This is a genomic window from Modestobacter sp. VKM Ac-2977 (assembly GCF_026968045.1).
GTDB lineage: Bacteria > Actinomycetota > Actinomycetes > Mycobacteriales > Geodermatophilaceae > Modestobacter.
The window spans coordinates 804,735-825,831 of the sequence record NZ_JAPVBQ010000002.1 but is presented as its reverse complement, the minus strand read 5'-3'; the positions used below and the strand labels follow the sequence as shown (position 1 = coordinate 825,831).

Sequence of the window (21,097 nt, the reverse complement as noted above, 5' to 3'; positions counted from 1 at the left end):
ACTTAGGTAAGGCTGCCCTCATGTAGAACAGCACCATGTTGCTCTCCCGGTCGCTCGCGCGACGTACGTTCACCAGCTCTGTGGCCCTTCCCGTCCTCGCGGTCGCCGTCCTGGCCGGCTGCTCGTCGGAGTCCGACGAGCAGCCGGCCGAGGCCGCCGCCGGCTCGGCAGCCGAGGCCGCCTTCCCGGTCACCATCGAGCACGCCTACGGGACGACGACGATCCCGGAGGAGCCCGAGCGGGTGGTCTCCCTCGGCTACACCGAGCAGGATGCGATCCTCGCCTTCGGTGTCGTCCCGGTCGCCGTCCGCTACGCCTTCGGCCCCGAGGACGACGTCTTCTTCCCCTGGGCCGACGAGGCTGCCGGGGACGCCGATCCGGAGATCCTGCCGCGGGCGGAGGTCGACCCGGAGCAGATCGCGGCGCTCGACCCGGACCTGATCATGGCGGTCACCGCCGGCCTGACCGAGGACGAGTACGAGACGCTCAGCGCGATCGCGCCGACGGTCGTGCAGCCCGAGGAGCACATCGCCTTCGGCACCCCCTGGCAGGAGCAGACCCGGATCACCGGCGAGGCGCTCGGTCAGCCCGACCGCGCGGCGGAGCTGATCGCCGACGTCGAGGAGCAGATCGCGGCGGCGCGGGCCGAGCACCCGGAGCTGGAGGGGAAGACGGTGACCCTCTCCGGCCCGGCGTACGGCGGGGAGTACCCCTTCCACACGTCCGACGACACCCGCACCCGGTTCTTCCTGGACCTGGGCATGGTCGTCGACCCGGCCCTGGACGCCGCGGCGCAGAGCGAGTTCTACGGGACCGTCAGCCGCGAGGAGGCCCGGATGCTGGACGCCGACGTGCTGGTCTTCCAGTCCGGCTCCGAGGCCGAACGGGCGGGGATCGAAGGCGACCCGGTGCTGTCCGGGCTCCCCGCCGTGACCGAGGGCCGGTCGATCTTCATCGAGGACGAGGACTACGCGGCCCTGCAGTTCGCCAGCGCCCTGAGCCTGCCCTACCTGCTGGACGGCTTCGCGCCGGAGCTGTCCGAGGTGGTCGGCTGAGCTGAGTGCACCCCCGGGCCGCCGTGGACATCTCCGCGGCGGCCCGGCGGCCGCGCAGGTGATGGCGCGGTCGACCCGCGCTCGACGAGCACCGGGGTCACCAGCTCGGTGCGGGGTGGCGGGACGTCCTGTCCGGCGGTCGTCAGCTGTCCGAGCAGCAGGTCGGCCGCGCGGACGGCGAGCAGGGCGGCGCGGTTGTCGACGGTGGTGACCGGCGGCGACCACCACTCGTAGAACGGTTCGTCCTCCGTGCAGATCACCGACAGCTGGTCGGGCACCCGCAGCTCGCTGTCGCCGATCACCGGCAGTGCCCCGAACGACGCCTCGTGGTTGGTCACCAGCAGTGCCGTCGGTGGCTCGGGCTGGCTGAGCAGCTCGGCGGCGGCCCACCGGCCGAAGTCCGGTGTGAAGGGCCCCCGGCACACCAGCTCGTCCAGGACCGGCACGCCGGCCGCCGCCATCGCGGCCCGGAAACCGGCGTCGTGCAGTCGGCCGGAGGTCACCGCCGGCGGGCCCTCGATCGCGGCGATCCGGGTGTGCCCCAGCTGGAGCAGGTGCTCGGTGGCCAGCCGGGCTGCGGTCTCGTAGGCGGACATCACCGACGGGGCCAGGGATCCGGGCACCTCGCGGTTCATCGTCACGACCGCGTGGCCCGCCTGGACCAGGGCGTTGACCAGGTCGGTGTTCGCGCCGGAGCCGGCGATCACCACGCCGTCGAAGTGGTGCTGGCGGACCGTCTGCAGGAACGAGGCCTCGCGCGCCGGGTCGCCCCCGGTGGTGCAGACCAGCAGCTGGTACTCGTGCTCGGCGGCCCAGCCCTGCAGGGTCTCGGCGATCGTGTGGAAGGTCGCCGTGCGCAGGCTGTTGACCACCAGGCCGATCAGTCCGGTCCGCCGGGTGCGCAGTGCGCTGGCCGTGCGGTTGGGCTCGTAGTGCAGGGTCGCGGCGGCTGCCTCCACCCGGGCGCGGGTGCTGGGCAGCACGGCCGGGTGGCCGGACAGGGCACGGCTCGCGGTGCTGGTGCTGACCCCCGCGGCCGCGGCCACGGAGCTCAACGTCGCGGACACAGGGTGCTTTCTACCGAAGTGGAGAAAGGGGGAAGCCGCTGGCCCGTCAGCAGGCGGCAGGTGTAGGTGTGCTGTCCGGGTGCGGCACATTCATCGATGTGTCCTTCGATGTACGGAGCCCTGGGTCCTCGCCTGGCCCGGTCAGCGGACCTCGGGACGTCGACACCCACGGCACGCCGAACGCGGCTCGCCGTCGGGCCCGCCCGGTTGCTCACCCGGCCTGCGGGCTGTGTGATGGGCATCACGTCCAGTACGCCCGGATGGACCATCGCGTGACCGCCAGCGTGTCGAGACGAGGAGCCCTCGTGTGCCAGCTCCGCACCACCCCAGCACGGTCAGTCCAGCTCGGCCCGAGGAGTGCGACGTGAGCGGCCCCGCGCGCTCGTCCGGGCAGGGCATCGCACGGTCCGTACCGGTGGCGGCGTCGACCACCGGCGGCGATCCCGATGCCGAGCCGGAGCGGATCGCCGAGTCGGCCACCGGGCTGGACATGATCCTGACCGACGCCGCACTCGGGCCGCTGCGCCGGCTGGTACCGCCGGTCAGCAGCAGTCTCCGCTTCACCGCGGCGCTGGCCCGCCGTCCGCGCACGGTGCTCGGCCACACCGGCCGGCTCGTCGGGGAGTGGGGTCGCATCGGGCTCGGCCGTTCCGAGGTGGCGCCGAACGCCAAGGACAAGCGGTACGTCGATCCCGCCTGGTCGGGCAACCCGGTGCTGAAGCGGGCGATGCAGGCGCACCTGGTGACGGCGCAGACGGCGACCCGACTGGTCGACGACGCAGCCCTGCCCTGGGCCCACGACGAGCGGATCCGGTTCTCCGTGACCAACATCGTCGAGGCCCTGGCGCCCAGCAACAACCCGGCACTGAACCCCTCGGCGTGGAAGACCGCGATCGACACGGGCGGGCGCAGCGCGGTGTCCGGCACCAGGCGGCTGGTCCGTGACCTGTCCTCGGCGCCCCGGGTGCCCTCGATGGTCGAGCCGGACGCCTTCGAGGTGGGCAAGGACCTGGCGCGCACCCCCGGCGTCGTCGTGTTGCGGACGCCGGTCTTCGAACTGATCCAGTACCAGCCCACCACGCCGACGGTGCACGCCGTCCCACTGGTGATGGTGCCGCCGACGATCAACAAGTTCTACATCGCCGACCTCGCTGAGGGCCGCAGCATCGTCGAGCACGTCGTCGGCGGCGGGCAGCAGGTCTTCATGATGTCCTGGCGCAACCCCGACGCCCGGCACGCCGACTGGGGCCTGGACACCTACGGGCAGGCGGTGCTGGACGCCATGGCCGCGGCCGAGCGGATCGCCGGTGCGGAGAAGACCGGCCTGATGTCCTTCTGCTCCGGCGGCATCATCACCGCCATGGTCCTCGGCCACCTGGCTGCCGTCGGGCAGCAGGACCGGGTCGCGTCGGCCACCTTCGCGGTGACCGTGCTCGACCAGGCCCGGGGCGGCACGGTGGGGGCGTTCCTGGACGAGAAGTCCGCCGAGGCGGCCACCCGGGCGTCGGCGAAGAAGGGGTACCTGGACGGCGCGACGCTGGCGGAGGTCTTCGCCTGGCTGCGGCCCAACGACCTGATCTGGAACTACTGGGTCAACAACTACCTGCAGGGCAAGCCGCCGGCCGCGTTCGACATCCTCTTCTGGAACGCCGACACGACCCGGATGACCGCGGCGCTGCACCAGGGCTTCCTGGAGATGGCCGTGAGCAACTCCCTGACGAAGCCGGGGGCCGCGACCATGCTCGGCACGGCGGTCGACCTGTCCGCGGTCACCGTCGACGCCTACGTGGTCGCCGGGATCGCCGACCACCTCTGCCCGTGGCAGTCCTGCTACGCGACCACCCAGCTGCTCGGCGGCGACAGCCGCTTCGTGCTCTCCACCAGCGGGCACATCGCCTCGCTGGTGAACCCGCCCACCAACCCGAAGTCGACCTGGCGGACGGCCTCGCCCAACGTCCCGGACGCCGACGAGTGGCTCGCCTCGGCACAGACCGAGAAGGGCTCGTGGTGGACCGACTACACCCGGTGGGTGGCGGAGCGGTCCGGCGAGGAGGTCCCCGCCCCGACGGAGCTCGGCGGCGGGCGGCCCACCCTGGGCACGGCACCCGGCACGTACGTGTTCGACAAGTGAGCGGGGGACCGGAGCTGCGCACCTTCACTGTCGGGGGCCGGACGCTGCGCGTCGCGGTCCGGCCCGGCGACGGCACGCTGCCGCCGCTGATGCTGCTGAACGGCATCGGCGCCAGCCTGGAGGTCCTGCAGCCCTTCGTCGACGCGCTCGACCCGCGGCGTGAGGTGATCCGCTTCGACGTCCCGGGCGTGGGCGGGTCCCCGAAGCCGGTCATGCCCTACACGATGATGACGTTCGCACCGGTCGTCGCAGGGCTGCTCACCAAGTTGGGCCACCGGGAGGCCGTCGACGTCCTCGGCTTCTCCTGGGGTGGCGGTCTGGCACAGCAGTTCGCCGTGCAGCACCGGCGGCGTTGTCGGCGGCTGGTGCTGGCCGCCACCGGGACGGGATCGCTCATGGTGCCGGCGCACCCACGGGTGCTGTCCAAGATGCTCACCCCGCGGCGGCACCGCGACCCTGACTACGCCCGCGACATCGCGGGGGAGATCTACGGCGGCACGATGCGGCAGCACCCCGAGCGTGCCGCCGAGGCGCTGCACGCCCGGTCGCGACTGGGTCCGCGGCGCGGCTACTACTACCAGCTGGCCGCCGGCGCCGGCTGGACGAGCTTGCCGCTGCTCCGGCTGATCCAGCAGCCGACGCTGGTCCTGGCCGGGGACGACGACCCGATCATCCCCGAGGTGAACCCCCGCCTGATGGTCCGGATGATCCCGGGTGCGGAGCTGCACCTCTACCGCGGCGGACACCTCGCCCTGGTCACCGAGGCCCCGGAGCTGGCGCCGGTCGTGGACCGCTTCCTCAGCTGACCCGGCGGCTGGGACCGGGTCTGGTCGGCGCCTCCGCCGACGTGTCGTACCCCCGCCGTACGGTCGCGGCAGCTCCTCCACCCGGGGGAGGGGACGGGGGCAACGGTGTACGAGTCCGACGGCGCGCTGGTGGTCAGTGCCAGTGACCTGACCGGCTTCATCGAGTGCGAGCACCTCACCCGGCTCTCCCTCGAGGTCGCCCGCGGCTCCCGCAGCCGCCCGCCGGCGGTCGACCCGATGACCGAGCTGGTCGCCGCCCACGGCATGGCGCACGAGGAGCGGCACGTGCAGCGGCTGCGCGACCGGGGCCTGTCCGTCGTGGAGGTCACCGGGCCGTCGGGCAAGGACGCCGCCGGGCTGCGTCGCGCCCAGGACGAGACGCTCGCCGCGATGCGCGCCGGCGCGGACGTCGTCTACCAGGCCACCTTCTTCGACGGCACCTGGCGCGGGCACGCCGACTTCCTGCTCAAGCGCACCGACCGGGTCAGCGACCTGGGGGCCTGGGCCTACGACGTCGCCGACACCAAGCTCGCCCGCCGGATCAAGGTGCCGGCCCTGCTGCAGATGGCGCTGTACGGCGACCTCCTGGCCGGGCTGCAGGGCGTGCCGCCCGAGCTGCTCACCGTGGTCACCGGCGACCAGCAGGAACTGGTCTTCCGGTACTCCGACGCGGAGGCCTACACCCGGGCCGCCCGCACCCGGTTCCTGTCCCGGCTCGCCGACGGGGAGCTGGCGCCGCCGTATCCGAACGCGCACTGCGGCGTCTGCCCCTGGCGGGAGACCTGCACGGCGCGCTGGCGCGAGGAGGACTCGCTGTCCCTCGTGGCCTTCATGCGCCGCGACCACGCGACCGCGCTGGTCGAGGCCGGTGTCCCGACCGTCACCGCGCTGGCCACCCGCGCCCCCGACGAGCTGCCCGACGCCATCGGCCGCAGCTCGCGGGAGCGGCTCACCCAGCAGGCGCGACTGCAGGTGCAGGAGCGCGAGTCCGGGCTGCCGAGCTACGAGTTCCTGCCGCGCGAGCCGGGGCGCGGCTTCGAACTGCTGCCGCCGCCGAGCGCCGGCGACCTGTTCTTCGACATCGAGGGCGATCCGTTCGCCGGCGACGCCGGGCTGGAGTACCTGTGGGGGGTCCTGGACACCGCCGGGGAGTTCACCGCCTTCTGGGGCTGCGACCCGGCCGCTGACGACCAGTCCGCTGCCGAACGTCTCGCGTTCGAGGCGCTGGTCGACCACCTGACCACGGCCCACGCCGCCGACCCGGCGATGCACGTCTTCCACTACGCGCCCTACGAGCCGACCCGGCTCAAGACGCTGTCGGGCCGGTTGCAGACCCGGGAGGCCGAGGTCGACCGGCTGCTGCGGGCCGACGTCCTCGTCGACCTCTACGCCGTGGTGCGCCAGGGGCTGCGGCTGAGCAAGGAGTCGTACTCGATCAAGCAGGTGGAGGACTACTACCGCGGGCACACCCGCACGCACGGCGCCGACGTGTCGGACGCCGGGGAGAGCATCGTCGCCTTCGAGCGCTGGCTCGCCACCCGTGACCAGGCGCTGCTCGACCAGATCGAGGCCTACAACCGCGACGACTGCGTCTCCACCCGGGAGCTGCGCGACTGGCTGGAGGCCCGGCGCACCGAGCTGCTCGCCTCGGGCGCGCGGCTGGGCCGGCCGGAGGACGGCGACCCGGACGGCTCCGCCGAGAACGCCGCGGCCCAGGAGCTGCGCGAGGAGCTGGAGCTCCGGCTGACCGCCGGGCTGCCCGACACCGACCGGACCCCGGAACAGGAGGCCACCTGGCTGCTGGCCCAGCAGCTGGGGTGGCACGCCCGGGAGGCCCGCTCGGCCTGGTGGGAGTACTTCCGGCTGCGCGACCTCGCGGCCGACGACCTGGAGCGGGAGACCCCGGCCCTGGGCCCGCTGGAGGCACCCGAGCTGGTCGGAGCGGCCCAGCGGTCGCAGCACTGGCGCTACCGCTTCCCGCCGCAGGAGACCAAGGTGTCGGCCGGCAGCCGGTACGAGCACCTGTTGCCCGACCCGGACGGGAAGCGGCTGACCAGCTCGGTCGTCGACATCGACCCGACCGCCGGCTGGGTGGTGCTGGCGCGCGGCGCGGCCGCCGCACTCGAGCACCCGACCGGGCTGCTGCCCACCTCGCCACCGAGCGACAAGCTGTTCCGGGCCGCGCTCACCGACCTCGGTGAGCAGGTCGCGGTCAGCGGCATCGACGCCCCCGGGCCTGCGCGGTCGGCCCGTGACCTGTTGCTGCGCCGACCGCCGCGGCTGCTCGCCGCGGCGCCGCAGCGCGAGCCGGGAGAGGAGTCGGCGGCCGCGGTGCGCCGGCTGGCCGGACTGCTCGACGGCGGGGTGCTCGCGGTCCAGGGCCCGCCGGGAGCCGGCAAGACCTACACCGGGGCACGGGCCGTCGTCGACCTGATCCGCGCCGGCAAGCGGGTGGGGGTGACCGCCTCCAGCCACAAGGTGATCGGCAACCTGCTCGATGCGGTGATGGCGGCCGCCCGCGAGGCCGCGGTGCCGGTCCGGGCGCTGCAGAAGGCCGACGAGCTGCAGCGGTGCGGCGACGTCGACGTGCAGTGCGTCGGCTCCAACGGGCAGGTCGTCGACGCACTCGACGGCGGCGACGTCGACCTGGTGGCCGGCACCTCGTGGCTGTTCGCCCGCCCGGAGCTGGCCGGCCGGCTGGACGTGCTGGTGGTCGACGAAGCCGGGCAGCTGTCCCTGGCCAACACCCTGGCGGTGAGCCGGGCCGCGGCCAGCCTGGTGCTGCTCGGCGACCCCCAGCAGCTCCGCCAGCCGGGCCGGGGGATCCACCCCGACGGCGCGGACGTCTCCGCACTGCAGCACGTGCTCGGCGAGCAGGAGGTGCTCCCCGCCGACCGGGGGGTGTTCCTGGACCGCAGCTGGCGGATGGCACCGGCGCTGTGCCGGGTGGTCTCCGGGCTGTCCTACGGCGGGGAGCTGCAGCCGGCGCCGGTCACGGCCGGCAACGAGCTCGACGCCCCGGCCCGGTGGGCGGCGCCGGCCGGGATCGGTTGGGTGCCGGTGGTGCACGAGGGCAACGGCTCGGCGTCCCTGGAGGAGGCGGCCGTCGTCGCCGAGCTCGTCGCCGGGCTGATGGGCCGGAGCTGGCGGACCGGCGGGGTCGAGCGGGTCATGGGGCCGGCCGACGTCCTGGTCGTCACCCCGTACAACGCGCAGGTCAACCAGGTGCGCAGCGCACTCGCCGCGGTCGGGCTGGGTGAGGTGGAGGTCGGCACGGTGGACAAGTTCCAGGGCCGGGAGGCGGCGGTGGCGGTCTTCTCCCTGGCCGCCTCCAGTGGTGCCCACGTGCCCCGGCGGCTGGACTTCCTGCTCGACCGGCACCGGCTGAACGTCGCGCTGTCCCGGGCGAAGACCGTCGCCTACCTCGTGGGCAGCCCGGCTCTGCTCACCTCGCCGGTGCAGACCCCGGAGCAGCTGCGGCTGGTCAACGGCCTGTGCCGGCTGGTCGAGATCGCCACCGCGGCGGCCCGGTCCGCACCGCCGGCCCCGGCTGTCGCCCAGGTGTGAACACGGCGGCGGTCGACCTCCGGCGCGCCCCGGACGCCTCGTCGGCTCCGGTGCGGGCCCGGTTCCGCCGGCAGGGGAGGCGGGACACCGCGCCGGAGCTCGCCGTCCGGCGGCGGCTGCACGCCCGCGGGGTCCGCTACCGGGTCGACGTCCGGCCCTGTGGCGCGACCCGGGCACGAGGCGACCTGGTGTGGAAGGGCCGGCGCCTCGTCGTCTTCATCGACGGTCGAAGGACCTCTCTGCCCCCCACCGCTCGCAAGCTCGCGGCGGGCCCCTGCAGAGAGGCCGATGGGCGGCGAAGCTGACCGCCAACGTCGCCCGTGATCGGCGCACCGACGCGGTGCTGACCGGTCTGGGATGGCGGGTGCTGCGCTTCTGGGAGCACGAGGACCCGGAGTCGGTGGCCGACGCGATCTGTGCGGTGCTGGGGCGGGCAGCGCACGGTCGATGAGCCGTTCCGGGCCGCCGTTCCTGCTCCGGGGATTCCCTCGATGGTCTGGTTAGGCTAGCCTCACCATCGTCCGGTTGCGCACGAGCCGGTCACGACGAGCGCGGGAGCAGCGATGACCACGGCGGTGACCGGACGTGCCGGGACGGCGGTACTCGAGAACCTCACCGAGCCGCAACCGGCGGTCGCCGCGCCGAGCTACCGCTTCTTCAGCGCCACCGTGGGGCGCGTCCAGCGGCTGAGCCCGACCTTCCTGCGGCTCACCCTCCGCGGCCCGGAGTTCACCGGCTTCGGTGCGGCCGGTGACGACCAGCGGATCAAGCTGGTGCTCTCCCGGGACGGTGCCCCGGTCACCGACCTGCTCACCGACGGCCCGACCTGGTACCAGGACTACTGCGCGCTCCCGGACGAGCGCCGCCCCTACCTGCGCACCTACACCGTGCGCGCCGCCCGCCCGGAGCTCGGGGAGCTGGACGTCGACGTGGTGCTGCACGGGGTCCAGGAGGGCCACTCCGGCCCGGCCGCCAGCTGGGCCGCCGCCGCCGTCCCGGGCGACCCCATCGTCGTGCTGGGCCCCGACCGGCCCCGCCCCGGCCGGGGCGGGTCCGGCCGGCCCTGGGGGGTCGAGTGGGCCCCACCGGCCGATGGCCCCCTGTTCCTCGCCGGGGACGAGACCGCTGTCCCGGCGATCAGCGCGATCGTGGAGGGGCTGCCCGCCGGCCGACGCGCCATCGCCGTGCTCGAGGTCCCCGAGGCCCGCGATGTGCTGTCGCTCGCCGTGCCGCCGGGGGTGGAGGTCCGCTGGCTCGTCCGCGGCAGCCGGGCCCCCGGCGAGGCGCTCGGCACGGCGGTGCACGCCGCCCTCTGCGAGCTCGGCGTGGCCGCCCGCACCGCCGGGCAGGAGGTCGAGGACGTCGACCTGGAGGGCGGCGTCCTCTGGGAGGTGCCGGACGAGGGCGGCGCCGACGGCTGTTACGCCTGGCTGGCCGGGGAGGCGGGCATGGTCAAGAAGCTGCGCCGCCGCCTGGTCCGCGACCTCGGCGTGCCCCGCACCTCGGTGGCGTTCATGGGCTACTGGCGGCTGGGCGCAGCCGAGGGCAGCTGACCCCCGCTACGGTCGGACCCGTGCTCCGTCTCCTGCTCCTGCTGCTCCTCGTCTGGGTCGCCGTGACCGTGGTCGGCGTGATCGTGGAGGGCCTGTTCTGGCTGGCCATCGTCGGCCTGCTCTTCTTCGTCGCCACCGCAGTGCTCGGTGCGTCCCGCCGACGATGACGACCCTGCTGGTCGACGTCGCCAACACCGTGGGTGCCCGGCCCGACGGCTGGTGGCGCGACCGGGCCGGCGCCACCGCCCGGCTGCTGGAGCGGCTCGCCGCCCTGCCCGGCCGGGAGCTGACCGGGCCCGACGGCGAGCCGGTACCGGTGACCGCACTGGTCGCGGTGGTCGAGGGGAAGGCCCGGGACGTCGCGGCCCCCGCCGGCCTGCGGGTGGTCCGGGCGCCCGGCAGTGGCGACGACGCGCTGGCCGAGACCGCCGCCGACCTCGCCGACGGCGACGACGACCTGCTGGTGGTCACCGCCGACCGCGGGCTGCGCGACCGGCTCCCCGCCGTCGCCCGGACCACCGGGCCCGGCTGGCTGCTGGCCGCGGCCGACCGAGCGGCCGACCCCGCCGAGGGCTGAGCCACCCGCCGAGGGCTGAGCCACCCGCACGGCTGAGCCACCCGCACGGCTGAGCCACCCGCACGGTTGGGCCACCCGCACGGCGGAGGCACGTCCCCCGAGCGGGGGAGCCGGTGGCCCAGCGCGCTCACGACGCTGGACGGCGACCCCGGGACCCACCCGGGCCGCTGATCCGGAGGTCCACCGTGACCCTCGACCCTGCACCCGCCGCCCCAGCCCATGCGGTCGGCCACGGCACGCCCACCGTCCGCCGGCTGCTGGCCGCCGGCGTCGGTTGGAGCGTGCTGCACGCCCTGCTGGCCCTGCGCTGGCTGCTGGACCCGGGCAGCTGGCCCGGACTGGACGCCGACGAGCGGTACGGCGTGCTCTCCCTGCTCGATCGCACGTCCACGGCGTGGACCCTGCTGGTCCTCTCCGGCGCCGGCCTGCTCCTCGTCCGGCTGTCCCGCCGGCGGGACGGGTCGCCCCTGCTGGTGGCCGCCATGGCGGTGCAGGCGGCGGTCCTCGGCGGGCTCGCCGCTGACCTCGGCTCGCTGGTGCTGCTGGGCTACCTGGCCGCGATCGTCGGCCCGGTCACCTTCCTGGCGGTCTTCACCGTCGGGGCGGCGCGGGACCGGCGCACCCGGCCGTGGCTGATCGGGGTGGCTGCGCTGGTCGCCGCCGGTGTGGCCGCCGGGCTGCTGCGGCCGGGCACGGTCACCGACCTCGCCGGCGAGCTGGGCTCCGGCTTCGCCGAGCACGCGATGCCGCACCTGCACCTGGCGCTGCTGCTGGCCGGCGCCACGATCTGGGGGACCACCGCGATGCTGCTGCGACGGTCGGCGACCGGCCGGTGCGCGGTCTGCGGGCGCCCCGCTGCCGCGTGGACCCTGCCGGCCGCGGCCCGGCGCTGGGGGACAGTGGCCACCTGGATCGCCGTGGCCGGTCCGCTGCCGTACGCCCTGCTGCGGATGACCTGGCTGACCCCGTGGCCGCTGGGCATGCCCACTGATGGGGTGCTGGAGCCGCAGCTGCGGTTGTTCGGGCTGGGCCTCGGCTTCGCCGCGCTCGGCGGGGCGGTGCTCACGCTCGGGCTGATCCGGCCGTGGGGTGAGGTCTGGCCGCGCTGGGTGCCCGGGTTGCGCGGCCGCCCGGTGCCGGTGCGGGTCCCCGTGCTGGCCGGCGGGGTGGTCGCCGTGGCCCTGCTGGCAGCCAGCCCGGCGTTCCTGGCGATGGCGGTGGAGCAGCTGCTGGCCGGCGACCTGGGCGACGCTGCTCTCGTGCTGGTCTTCCCGACGCTCCCCTGGGGACTGGCGCTGGCCGCGGCGGTGACCGGCTACGCGCTCCGGCGCCGGGGCACGTGCGCCACCTGCGGGCAGGGCGAGCCGGCGCTGTCGGTGCGCGACTGACCGGCGCCCTCGACGCCCGCGCCGATCGGGTGGCGCGGGCGTCGTCGGGGTCTTGTCCGGCCGGAGAGGATGGCGTCGTGGCTCGAGAGGTGGTTCGGCGGACGGTGGCCCAGTCGCTGCACCGCTGGCTCTACCTGCTGCTGGGCGGGGCCATCGGGGTGGCGGTCGGGATCGTGCTGGCCTGGCCGGTGCAGGTGATCGTCACGTCCGGCCTGCCTCCGGTGCTGATCGGGGTGCTCGTGGCGCTGTTGGTGGCCGCCCCGGTCGTGGCGGTCGGCGCGCTCGCCGAGGTCCGGCCGGTGGAGGCGGTCGCGGTCGGTGGGCTGCTGGCCCGTGGGTTCACCCACCGCCCCGGGCCGTCGACCACCGCGCCGCAGCGAGCCCGCACCGCGCTGTTGCTGGCCCTGCACGTGCTGGCCGGCACGGTCGCCGGTGCCCTGCTGGTCATCGGTGTGCCGTCGGCGGTGGTGCTGGTGGCCGTGCCGGGCGGCGCGGGGGCGGAGGACCTGCTGGGGATGGCCGTGCCCGCTGCGTGGCCGGCCCGGGTCGTGCTGGCCGCCGGCCTGCTGGCGCTCGTCGTGGCCGGCGGGGAGCTCCTCGGCCGGGGCCTGGCCGCGGTCGCCCCCCGGCTGCTGGCCGGCTCCACGGCCGAACGGCTGGCTGCGGCCGAGGCGTCGGTGTCGGTGCTGACCGGCCGGGACCGGCTGGCCCGCGAGCTGCACGACAGCGTCGGGCACGCGCTGAGCCTGGCCAGCGTGCAGGCCGGCGCCGCCCGCCGGTTGCTCACCCGCGACCCGGTGGCCGCAGAGGAGGCCATCCGGGCGACGGAGGACGCCACGCGGCGGGCGCTGGTCGACCTGGACCACGTGCTCGGCCTGCTGCGCGAGGAGGAACAGGCCGCCGCCGACGTCGCCCCGGCCCCGGACCTGCGCGACCTGGCCGAGCTGGTCGGCACCGCCCGGGCAGCCGGCGCAGTGGTCTCGGTGGAGGTACGCGGTGCGGTCGAGAGCCTGCCGGCGCTGGTCTCCCGGGAGGCCTACCGGATCGTGCAGGAGGGGCTGACCAACGTGCTGCGATACGCCCCGGGCACCGCCTGCCGGCTGGTGGTCGACGCCGCCGGCGACGACCTGGAGCTGGTGCTGGCCAACACCGGGCCGGGCGCCGCGGCCGCCGGGTCCGGCGGTGGGCGTGGACTGCGCGGCGTGCGGGAACGGGTGCGTGACCTCCGGGGCGAGGTGCGGGCCGGCGTCGCCGCCGACGGCCGGTGGCAGCTCGCCGTCCGGCTGCCGGTCCATGCCCGGAGCGCGGTCCGGTGACCGTCCGGGTGGTGCTGGTAGACGACGAGCCGATGATCCGCCGCGGCCTGGCCGCGGTGATCGGCGCTGAGCCGGACCTGTCGGTGGTCGGGGAGGCCGGGGATGGCGCCGACGTGCTGGACCTCGTCGGGCGCACCTCGCCGGACGTCGTCCTGATGGACGTGCGGATGCCCCGGCTGGACGGGATCGCCGCCACCCGGGCGCTGGTGCGGGCCGGCTCACCCGCCCGGGTGCTGGTGCTCACCACCTTCTCCAACGACGACCACGTCTTCGACGCACTGGCTGCCGGCGCCGACGGGTTCCTGCTCAAGCGGTCGACGCCGGAGGAGCTGCTGCACGGCATCCGGACGGTGGCCCGCGGGGAGTCGCTGCTGTTCCCCGACGCCGTCCGGGAACTGGCCCGCCGGCACGTGCGCGCCGCCGACCCGGTGGCTGTGCCGGGGCTGGCGCGGCTGACGGAGCGGGAACGCGAGGTGCTCGGGCTGATGGCCCAGGGGCTGAACAACGCCGAGATCGCCGGGCAGCTGTTCCTGGGCGTGGAGACGGTGCGCACCCACGTCGCCGGGGTGCTCGCCAAGACCGGGGCCCGGGATCGGACGCAGGCCGTGGTGCTGGCCTACCGCTCGGGCTTCGTCCCCGGCTGAGTCACCGGGCGGCCAGGGTGCAGGCTGCCTCCATGACCTCGCTCCTCAGCCCGCCCGCCGCGGTACGCGCCGCCTCGGGCCTGGCCGCCACCGCGCTGGTCGCCGTCCGCCCCGAGCAGCTCACCGCGCCCACGCCGTGCGGCGACTACGACGTCCGCGCCCTGGTCGACCACCTGGCGTGGGCCGCCCTGCTGTCCCAGCGGTCGGCGACCGGCATGCCGCTGGAGCAGGACGGGAGCAGCCTGCGGCCGGCGCCGTTCCTGGACGGTGTGCCGGTGGAGCAGTGGGCCGCTGCCGTCCCCGTCGAGCTGGACACCGCGGCCGACACATGGGCCGACCGTGCCGCGTGGCAGGGCGAGACGCTGCTCGGCACGACGCCGATGCCCGCCGAGGTCGTCGGCCCGCTGATGCTCGCCGAGTTCGCCCTGCACGGCTGGGACCTGGCCCGGGCGATCGGCGCCCGCTACGACGTCCCGGCCGGGCTGGGGGAGGCGGTGCTGGCGGCGGTCGAGCCGCTGGTGCCGATGGGCCGGGACGGCGGCTGGTACGGGCCCGCGGTGCCCGTGCCGGCCGACGCCCCCGCCTTCGACCGGGCGCTCGGGCTCGCCGGCCGGGACCCCGGCTGGCGGGCCTGACCGGTCAGTCGGCCATCTTGACCACGCGCAGCCTGGTCGAGCGCCGCCGGCCGGGCAGGCAGGCGGACAGCGCCAGGACGACGGCCACGCCGTCCTCGATCAGCGCGGCCTGCCAGTCCGGCATCAGGTCCGCTGCCCAGCGCCGCCAGGCCAGGCCGCCGAAGGAGCCGGCCGCGGCACCGGCGGCGCCGGCCAGCACCGGCAGCGCGGCGTTCTGCCCCTGACGCCGGGCGAGGAGCCCGGCGCCGCCGGCCCCGCTGGCCAGGCGCGAGGGGAGGACCGCGGGGCTGGTCCGTGCCGGGATGCCCGGCTGCTTGTCGGCGTAGACCTCGCCGCCCACGGAGAGCAAGGAGCCCAGCTTCTTGACGACGCCGGTGTCGGCGGCGGTGAGGGTCGGCGCGGCGAGCCCGAGGGAGCTGCGGCACCCGGCCGCCGTGCCGAGCAGCAGCGAGCGGGCGACCAGCCCGGCCGAGGCGCGCTGCTTGACGAGGACCCGCTCCTCCCGCGTCGGCAGCGCGGAGACGACCGCCTGCACGGCCGCACCGTAGGCGAGGTGGGGCACCGCGTCGGCCGCCCAGTCCGAGGACGCCCAGGTGCGCGGATCGGTCACGCCCAGCGCCGCCGTCGGCCCGTCGGTGGCCGCCATCGACGCGGCACCGACGACGACCGCACCGACCGGCCCGGGCATCCGCACCCCGCCTGCACGGGCCAGGCTGGCCAGCAGGCCGACGCCCAGGCCGTTGCCGATCCCCAGGAGCGCACCGAGGCCGGTGGTCCGGGCCTGCCGCTCCGCGCCCCTGCCCGGCACCTCCACCCCGGCGGCGTCGGCGAGCGCGGCGGCGGTCTGGCCCGGCACGGTGCTGGCCGGACGGCCGCGGCGCAGCATGTCGGCGTAGGTGAGGGCGTTGAGGGCAGTGGTGCCGGCGGCGCCGGCGAGCAGCCCACGAGCGAAGGTCCCGGTCATGCCCTGACCCTCGTTCTCCCGCGCCGCTCCGGCAACCGCAGAGGCGGCCGGGACGTGCGGTACGACACCGTGGGCGCTCTCACCCCGGGTGGACCCCGGATGGACACGCATCGTGCACATCCGAGTGGCACCGTGGGAGACAGCGCCCGAGGTCGTGTGCTCCCCGACCCCCGCCAGCCGTTCCGCGGTGCTGCGCGTCCACTCCCTGAAGGTCTCCCATGGTCATCTCTGTGCCCTCCCGTGCCCCGGGGCTGCTCCGTTCGGTGCTCGCCCGGGCCGTCTCCTCGTCCACCCCGCCCTCGCTGCGCCGGCTGCGGGTGGCCGTCGCCGTCCTGTTCGGTCTCGACGGCTTCGTCTTCGGCAGCTGGGCCGCCCGGGTGCCCGACGTCAGCGCCGCCACGGGCGCTGGCCACACCGCCCTGGGCGTCGCGCTGCTGTGCCTGTCGCTCGGTGCGCTCGCCTGCATGCAGGTCACCGGTGCGCTGTGCACCCGGTTCGGCACCGGGCGGGTGGCGGCGCTGGCCGGCGTCGCCGCCAGCCTCAGCGCCGTCCTGCCCGGGCTGGCCGGCACCCTCCCGGCGCTGTGTGCCGGGCTGTTCCTGTTCGGCGCCGTCACCGGTGCGGTGAACGTCGCCGCCAACAGCGTCGGGGTGCAGGTCGAGGCGCGCGCCGGGCGGCCGTTGCTGTCCGGGCTGCACGCCGCCTTCAGCGGTGGTGGTCTGGTCGGTGCCCTCGTCGGCGGGCTGGCCTCGGCCGTGACGGGGGTCGCCCCACACCTGGCCGGCGTGGCGATCGTCGGGCTGGTCGCGATGGCCTGGGCCGGGCCGGTACTCGTCCGCGGCGACCGGCCGGAGCCGACGGCCGACCCGCGGGGGCCGGCCGCCGAGGACACGCGCGGCGCCCGTCCCACCGGCGTCCTGGTGTTGCTGGGTGCGGTGGCCGGGGCGACCGCCTACGGCGAGGGCGCGCTCAGTGACTGGGGTGCGCTGCACCTGCGCGAGCAGCTGGCCGCCGCCCCCGCCCTGGCGGCCGCCGGGTACGCCGGCTTCTCCTCGGCGATGGCCGCCGGTCGGCTGGCCGGCGGGCGGCTGGTGCTCGCCCTGGGCGAGCGGCGGCTGCTGGTCGGCGGCTCGTTGCTGGCCGCGGCCGGTGCGCTGGCCGCGGTGACGACGACGTCGCTGCCGGTCGCCCTGGCCGGCTTCGTGCTCGTCGGGCTCGGGCTGGCCAACGTCTTCCCGCTGGCGATCGCCCGGGCCGGTGCGCTCGGCGGGCCCTCGGGCGTCGCGCTGTCCACCACGGTCGGGTACACCGGCCTGCTCGGTGGCCCGCCGGTGATCGGCTTCCTCGCCGAGCACGCCGGGCTGCCCACCGCGCTGGGCACGGTGGCGCTGATGGCGGTGCTGGCCGCGGTGCTGGTGCTCGGCATCGAGGGCGAGCAGGTGCGGCGCCCGCCGCTGCCCCGGCGGGGTTGGACCCAGCCGGTGCTCTTCGGCCGGCGTCCGGTGGCGGTCGTGCTGCGCCCGGTCGGTGTGGTGCTGCGCCCCGCAGCGGCCCGCGCGCACGTCGGTGCCTGCAGCTACGTCCGTGACCTCCAGCTGCTGGAGGCGGGCTGGGAGCACGCGAGCCGGCCGGGTGTGAACAACGTGTTCCAGGACGTCGCACCCCGTTGACCGGCGGAGGCGAGGGGAACACGCTGGCTCCCGCCTGATCCCAGGGGCCACGAGCCGGAGGACCGCAGATGACCGTCGAACCCGCACCCGCCCGCGCATCGCACGGACCGGGGCGGGGGGTCGAGGCGGAGACGGTCGACGCCGGCTACCTGGCGAAGCGGCAGCTCCGCGGCGGGACCGCCGGCTGGGTCCTGCTCGCCGGGCTCGGTGTCGCCGCGGTCATCTCCGGCGACTACGCCGGCTGGAACTTCGGGCTGGCCGAAGGCGGGTTCGGCGGACTGCTCATCGCCGTCGTCCTGATGGCGGTCATGTACTCGGCGATGGTCTTCGGCCTGGCCGAGCTGGGCTCGGCGCTGCCGACCGCGGGCGGCGGCTACACCTTCGCCCGCCGGGCGCTGGGCCCCTGGGGTGGCTACGCGACCGGGGTGGCGGTGCTGATCGAGTACGCGATCGCCCCCGCGGCGATCGCCACCTTCATCGGCGCCTACGTCCAGTCGCTCGGCCTGTTCGGCATCACCGACGGCTGGTGGGTGTACCTCGCCGCGTACGCCCTGTTCATCGGCATCCACCTGCTCGGCGTCGGTGAGGCGCTGAAGGTGATGCTGGTGATCGCCGCGGTCGCCGTCGCCGGCCTGGTGCTCTACCTGGTCGGAGCCGTGCCTGCCTTCGACGCGGCCAACCTGACCGACATCGCGCCCACCGACGCCGCCGGCGCCTCGGAGTTCCTGCCGTTCGGGCTGATGGGCGTCTGGGCGGCGTTCCCGTTCGCCATCTGGTTCTTCCTCGCCGTGGAGTGCGTGCCGCTGGCCTCGGAGGAGGCGCGCGACCCGGCCCGGTCCATGCCCCGCGGGATCGTCGCCGCGATGGGCCTGCTGCTCGTGCTGGCGGTGCTGATGCTGGTCTTCACCGCCGGTGCCGGCGGCGCGGAGACCATGGCGGCCAGCGGCAACCCGCCGGTGGAGGCGCTGGAGGTGGCCGGGGCGTCCAGCGGCCTGACCACGGTGATCAACTACGCCGGGCTGGTCGGCCTGGTCGCCAGCTTCTTCTCGATCATCTACGCCTACTCCCGGCAGACCTTCGCGCTGTCCCGCGCCGGCTACCTGCCGCGGGCCCTGTCGGTGACCAACTCCCGCAAGGCGCCGGTGCTGGCCCTGCTGGTCCCCGGTGCCATCGGCTTCGCCCTCTCGCTGACCGGGCAGGGCGCGATGCTGCTGAACATGGCGGTCTTCGGCGCGACGGTCTCCTACGTGCTCATGATGGTCAGCCACATCGTGCTGCGCCGCCGGGAGCCGGAGCTGCACCGGCCCTACCGCACGCCCGGCGGGACGGTCACCACCGGCGTGGCCCTGGTGCTGGCCGCCGCCGCAGTGCTGGCGACCTTCCTGGTCGACCCCGTCGCCGCGGCGTGGACGCTGGTCGCCTACGCGGTGTTCCTCGGCTACTTCGCCCTCTACAGCCGTCACCACCTGGTCGCGTCGGCACCGGAGGAGGAGTTCGCGCTGCTGGCCGCCGCGGAGGAGGACGTGCGATGACGGTTCGCCGGACGACGCTGGGCGGGCACACCCACGAGTTCCGCTCGCTGACCGAGGTGCTGGCGAAGGCGACGCCGGCCCGCTCCGGCGACGTGCTCGCCGGGGTCGCCGCGGAGTCGCAGGCCCAGCGGGTCGCCGCCCAGCACGTGCTGGCCGACGTCCCGCTGGCCACCTTCCTCACCGAGCCGGTGGTCGGCTACGACGAGGACGACGTCACCCGGCTGATCCTGGACACCCACGACCCGGCTGCCTTCGCGCCCGTCTCCGCACTGACGGTGGGGGAGTTCCGCGACTGGCTGCTGGCGCGTGCCGCCGAGCGGGACGAGGCGGCGATCTCCGGCCTGGCCCGCGGGCTCACCCCGGAGATGGCCGCCGCCGTCTCCAAGGTGATGCGCAACGCGGACCTGGTCGCGGTCGCCCGCCGGACCCGGGTGGTCACCGGCCTGCGCAGCACGCTCGGGCTGCCCGGCCGGCTGGCCTCCCGGCTGCAGCCCAACCACCCCACCGACGACGCCGTCGGGGTGACCGCGGCGATCCTGGACGGGCTGCTGCACGGCAGCGGCGACGCCGTCATCGGGATCAACCCGGCCACCGACTCCCCGGCGCAGACCATCGCGCTGCTGGAGCTGGTCGACGCGGTGATCAGCCGGTACGAGATCCCCACCCAGTCCTGCGTGCTGGCCCACGTGACGACGACGCTGCGGGCGCTGGAGGCCGGTGCGCCGGTCGACCTGGTCTTCCAGTCCGTCGCCGGGACCCAGGCCGGCAACCGTGGCTTCGGCGTCACCCTCGACCTGCTCGCCGAGGCGCGCGCCGGGGCACTGGAACTGCGCCGGGGGACGGTGGGGGACAACGTCACCTACTTCGAGACCGGGCAGGGCTCGGCGCTGTCGGCCGACGCGCACCACGGCGTCGACGGCCCGGTCGACCAGCAGACGCTGGAGTGCCGCGCCTACGGGGTGGCCCGGCACTTCGACCCGCTGCTGGTCAACACCGTCGTCGGGTTCATCGGGCCGGAGTACCTCTACGACGGCAAGCAGGTGATCCGGGCCGGGCTGGAGGACCACTTCTGCGGCAAGCTGCTGGGCCTGCCGATGGGCGTGGACGTCTGCTACACGAACCACACCGACGTCGACGGCGACGACACCGACGTCCTCACGCTGTTGCTCGGCGCGGCGGGCTGCTCGTTCGTCATCGCCGTCCCGGGGTCGGACGACGTGATGCTGCACTACCAGTCGCTGTCCTTCACCGACGTCCTCACCGCCCGCTCGGTGCTGGACCTGCGGCCGGCGCCGGAGTTCGAGGCGTGGCTGACGACGATGGACCTGCTCGACGACGCCGGCCACGTCCGCGAGCTGACCCCCGAGGCGCCCGCGGCCCGCGCCCTCCTCGCCGCCGCCCGCCCATGACCGACGTCCAGGGCCAAGATCGCGACTTTGGCCCCTCGGACGACCCGTGGGCGGTGTTGCGGGACGCCACCCGGGCGCGGGTCGCGCTGGGCCGGGCCGGTGACGGGCTGCCGACGTCCCGGGAGCTGGAGTTCCGCGCCGCGCACGCGGCCGCCCGCGACGCGGTGCACACCGCGCTGGACCCGGACCGGGTGCGGACGGCGCTGACCGAGGCCGGGGTCGGGCTCGACGTGCTGGAGGTGCACAGCCAGGCACCGGACCGGACCACCTACCTGCAGCGGCCGGACCTGGGGCGGCGGCTGGCCCCGGACACCCGGTTGCCCGGCGGCACGCACGACCTGGCGCTGGTGCTCGCCGACGGTCTGTCCCCGCGGGCGGTGCATGAGCACGCGGCCGGCACCGTGGCCGCCGTGCTGGCCCGGCTGCCCGGCTGGTCGGTCGCCCCGCTGGTCCTCGCCCACCAGGCCCGGGTGGCCCTCGGCGACCCGGTGGGCGAGGCGCTGGGTGCGGGGATCGTCGTCGTCCTGGTGGGGGAGCGGCCGGGGCTGAGCTCCGCCGACAGCCTCGGCCTCTACCTGACCCACGGCCCGCGGCCCGGTCGGGCGGACTCCGAGCGCAACTGCATCTCCAACGTGCGGCCACCGCACGGCCTCGGCTACGCCCAGGCCGCCGACACCCTGGCCGGGCTGCTCCAGGCGTCCCGCCAGCTGGGGGCCTCCGGGGTCGTGCTCAAGGACGAGGGGACGACGCTCCCGCCGGGCGCGGGCTGAAGGACCCTCTCTC

The 21,097-nt window shown here is 75.4% G+C and carries 18 protein-coding genes; 16 read left to right on the top strand and 2 right to left on the bottom strand.

Going from position 1 to position 21,097, the window contains the following annotated elements:
- Positions 1-80 precede the first annotated feature (80 nt).
- Complete coding sequence (locus O2V63_RS11560) at positions 81-1,055, top strand: iron-siderophore ABC transporter substrate-binding protein (RefSeq protein WP_269167665.1); 975 nt, start codon at positions 81-83, stop codon at positions 1,053-1,055.
- On the opposite strand, the gene O2V63_RS11555 is transcribed toward O2V63_RS11560, so the two are convergent.
- Positions 1,007-2,122 carry a LacI family DNA-binding transcriptional regulator gene (locus tag O2V63_RS11555; protein ID WP_269167664.1) on the bottom strand — a complete coding sequence of 372 codons (1,116 nt, stop codon included), beginning with the start codon at positions 2,120-2,122 and terminating at the stop codon, positions 1,007-1,009. The two genes, O2V63_RS11560 and O2V63_RS11555, sit on opposite strands and share 49 nt — an antisense overlap.
- Before the next feature lie 364 nt (positions 2,123-2,486).
- Here O2V63_RS11555 and O2V63_RS11550 point away from each other — a divergent pair, with 364 nt between their 5' ends.
- The 11 genes from O2V63_RS11550 (at position 2,487) to O2V63_RS11505 (ending at position 14,739) form a co-directional block, all read left to right on the top strand.
- Entirely contained in the window at positions 2,487-4,253 is a 1,767-nt protein-coding gene (locus O2V63_RS11550) for a PHA/PHB synthase family protein (protein ID WP_269167663.1), read from the top strand.
- Positions 4,250-5,059, top strand: coding sequence for a poly(3-hydroxyalkanoate) depolymerase (gene phaZ, locus O2V63_RS11545; RefSeq protein ID WP_269167662.1), 810 nt, complete (start codon positions 4,250-4,252; stop codon positions 5,057-5,059). The genes O2V63_RS11550 and phaZ overlap by 4 nt, the downstream gene beginning before the upstream one ends.
- A gap of 105 nt (positions 5,060-5,164) precedes the next feature.
- The gene (locus O2V63_RS11540; RefSeq protein WP_269167661.1) at positions 5,165-8,626 is read left to right on the top strand and encodes a TM0106 family RecB-like putative nuclease; all 3,462 of its coding nucleotides are present in this window, start codon (positions 5,165-5,167) and stop codon (positions 8,624-8,626) included.
- A complete protein-coding gene (locus O2V63_RS20845) occupies positions 8,554-8,931 on the top strand; it encodes a hypothetical protein (RefSeq protein WP_442929020.1) in 378 nt (125 codons plus the stop codon). Before O2V63_RS11540 ends, O2V63_RS20845 begins: the two co-directional genes overlap by 73 nt.
- A gap of 258 nt (positions 8,932-9,189) precedes the next feature.
- On the top strand, positions 9,190-10,179 hold the full coding sequence (locus O2V63_RS11535) for a siderophore-interacting protein (protein WP_269167660.1): 990 nt from the start codon (positions 9,190-9,192) through the stop codon (positions 10,177-10,179).
- A gap of 20 nt (positions 10,180-10,199) precedes the next feature.
- Complete coding sequence (locus O2V63_RS11530) at positions 10,200-10,346, top strand: hypothetical protein (RefSeq protein WP_036337061.1); 147 nt, start codon at positions 10,200-10,202, stop codon at positions 10,344-10,346.
- Complete coding sequence (locus O2V63_RS11525) at positions 10,343-10,756, top strand: hypothetical protein (RefSeq protein WP_269167659.1); 414 nt, start codon at positions 10,343-10,345, stop codon at positions 10,754-10,756. Before O2V63_RS11530 ends, O2V63_RS11525 begins: the two co-directional genes overlap by 4 nt.
- A gap of 185 nt (positions 10,757-10,941) precedes the next feature.
- Complete coding sequence (locus tag O2V63_RS11520) at positions 10,942-12,144, top strand: hypothetical protein (protein ID WP_269167658.1); 1,203 nt, start codon at positions 10,942-10,944, stop codon at positions 12,142-12,144.
- 77 nt (positions 12,145-12,221) lie between these two features.
- A complete protein-coding gene (locus O2V63_RS11515; RefSeq protein ID WP_269167657.1) occupies positions 12,222-13,460 on the top strand; it encodes a sensor histidine kinase in 1,239 nt (412 codons plus the stop codon).
- Positions 13,457-14,104 carry a response regulator gene (locus O2V63_RS11510; protein WP_269167656.1) on the top strand — a complete coding sequence of 216 codons (648 nt, stop codon included), beginning with the start codon at positions 13,457-13,459 and terminating at the stop codon, positions 14,102-14,104. Before O2V63_RS11515 ends, O2V63_RS11510 begins: the two co-directional genes overlap by 4 nt.
- 32 nt (positions 14,105-14,136) lie before the next feature.
- On the top strand, positions 14,137-14,739 hold the full coding sequence (locus tag O2V63_RS11505; RefSeq protein ID WP_269167655.1) for a TIGR03086 family metal-binding protein: 603 nt from the start codon (positions 14,137-14,139) through the stop codon (positions 14,737-14,739).
- Between the two features lie 4 nt (positions 14,740-14,743).
- On the opposite strand, the gene O2V63_RS11500 is transcribed toward O2V63_RS11505, so the two are convergent.
- Positions 14,744-15,703: a hypothetical protein gene (locus tag O2V63_RS11500; RefSeq protein ID WP_269167654.1), complete on the bottom strand. Its 960-nt coding sequence runs from the start codon at positions 15,701-15,703 to the stop codon at positions 14,744-14,746.
- A 218-nt stretch (positions 15,704-15,921) separates the two neighbouring features.
- Between O2V63_RS11500 and O2V63_RS11495 the strand changes: the two genes are divergently transcribed.
- From O2V63_RS11495 to eutC, 4 genes are all read left to right on the top strand, one after another.
- Positions 15,922-17,373, top strand: coding sequence for an MFS transporter (locus tag O2V63_RS11495; RefSeq protein ID WP_269167653.1), 1,452 nt, complete (start codon positions 15,922-15,924; stop codon positions 17,371-17,373).
- Positions 17,374-17,441: 68 nt separating this feature from the next.
- Positions 17,442-18,905 carry an ethanolamine permease gene (eat, locus tag O2V63_RS11490; protein ID WP_269167652.1) on the top strand — a complete coding sequence of 488 codons (1,464 nt, stop codon included), beginning with the start codon at positions 17,442-17,444 and terminating at the stop codon, positions 18,903-18,905.
- On the top strand, positions 18,902-20,314 hold the full coding sequence (locus O2V63_RS11485; RefSeq protein ID WP_269167651.1) for an ethanolamine ammonia-lyase subunit EutB: 1,413 nt from the start codon (positions 18,902-18,904) through the stop codon (positions 20,312-20,314). Before eat ends, O2V63_RS11485 begins: the two co-directional genes overlap by 4 nt.
- Positions 20,311-21,084 (top strand): ethanolamine ammonia-lyase subunit EutC, encoded by a 774-nt coding sequence (eutC, locus tag O2V63_RS11480; protein ID WP_269167650.1) that lies wholly within the window; start codon positions 20,311-20,313, stop codon positions 21,082-21,084. The genes O2V63_RS11485 and eutC overlap by 4 nt, the downstream gene beginning before the upstream one ends.
- Positions 21,085-21,097 lie beyond the last annotated feature (13 nt).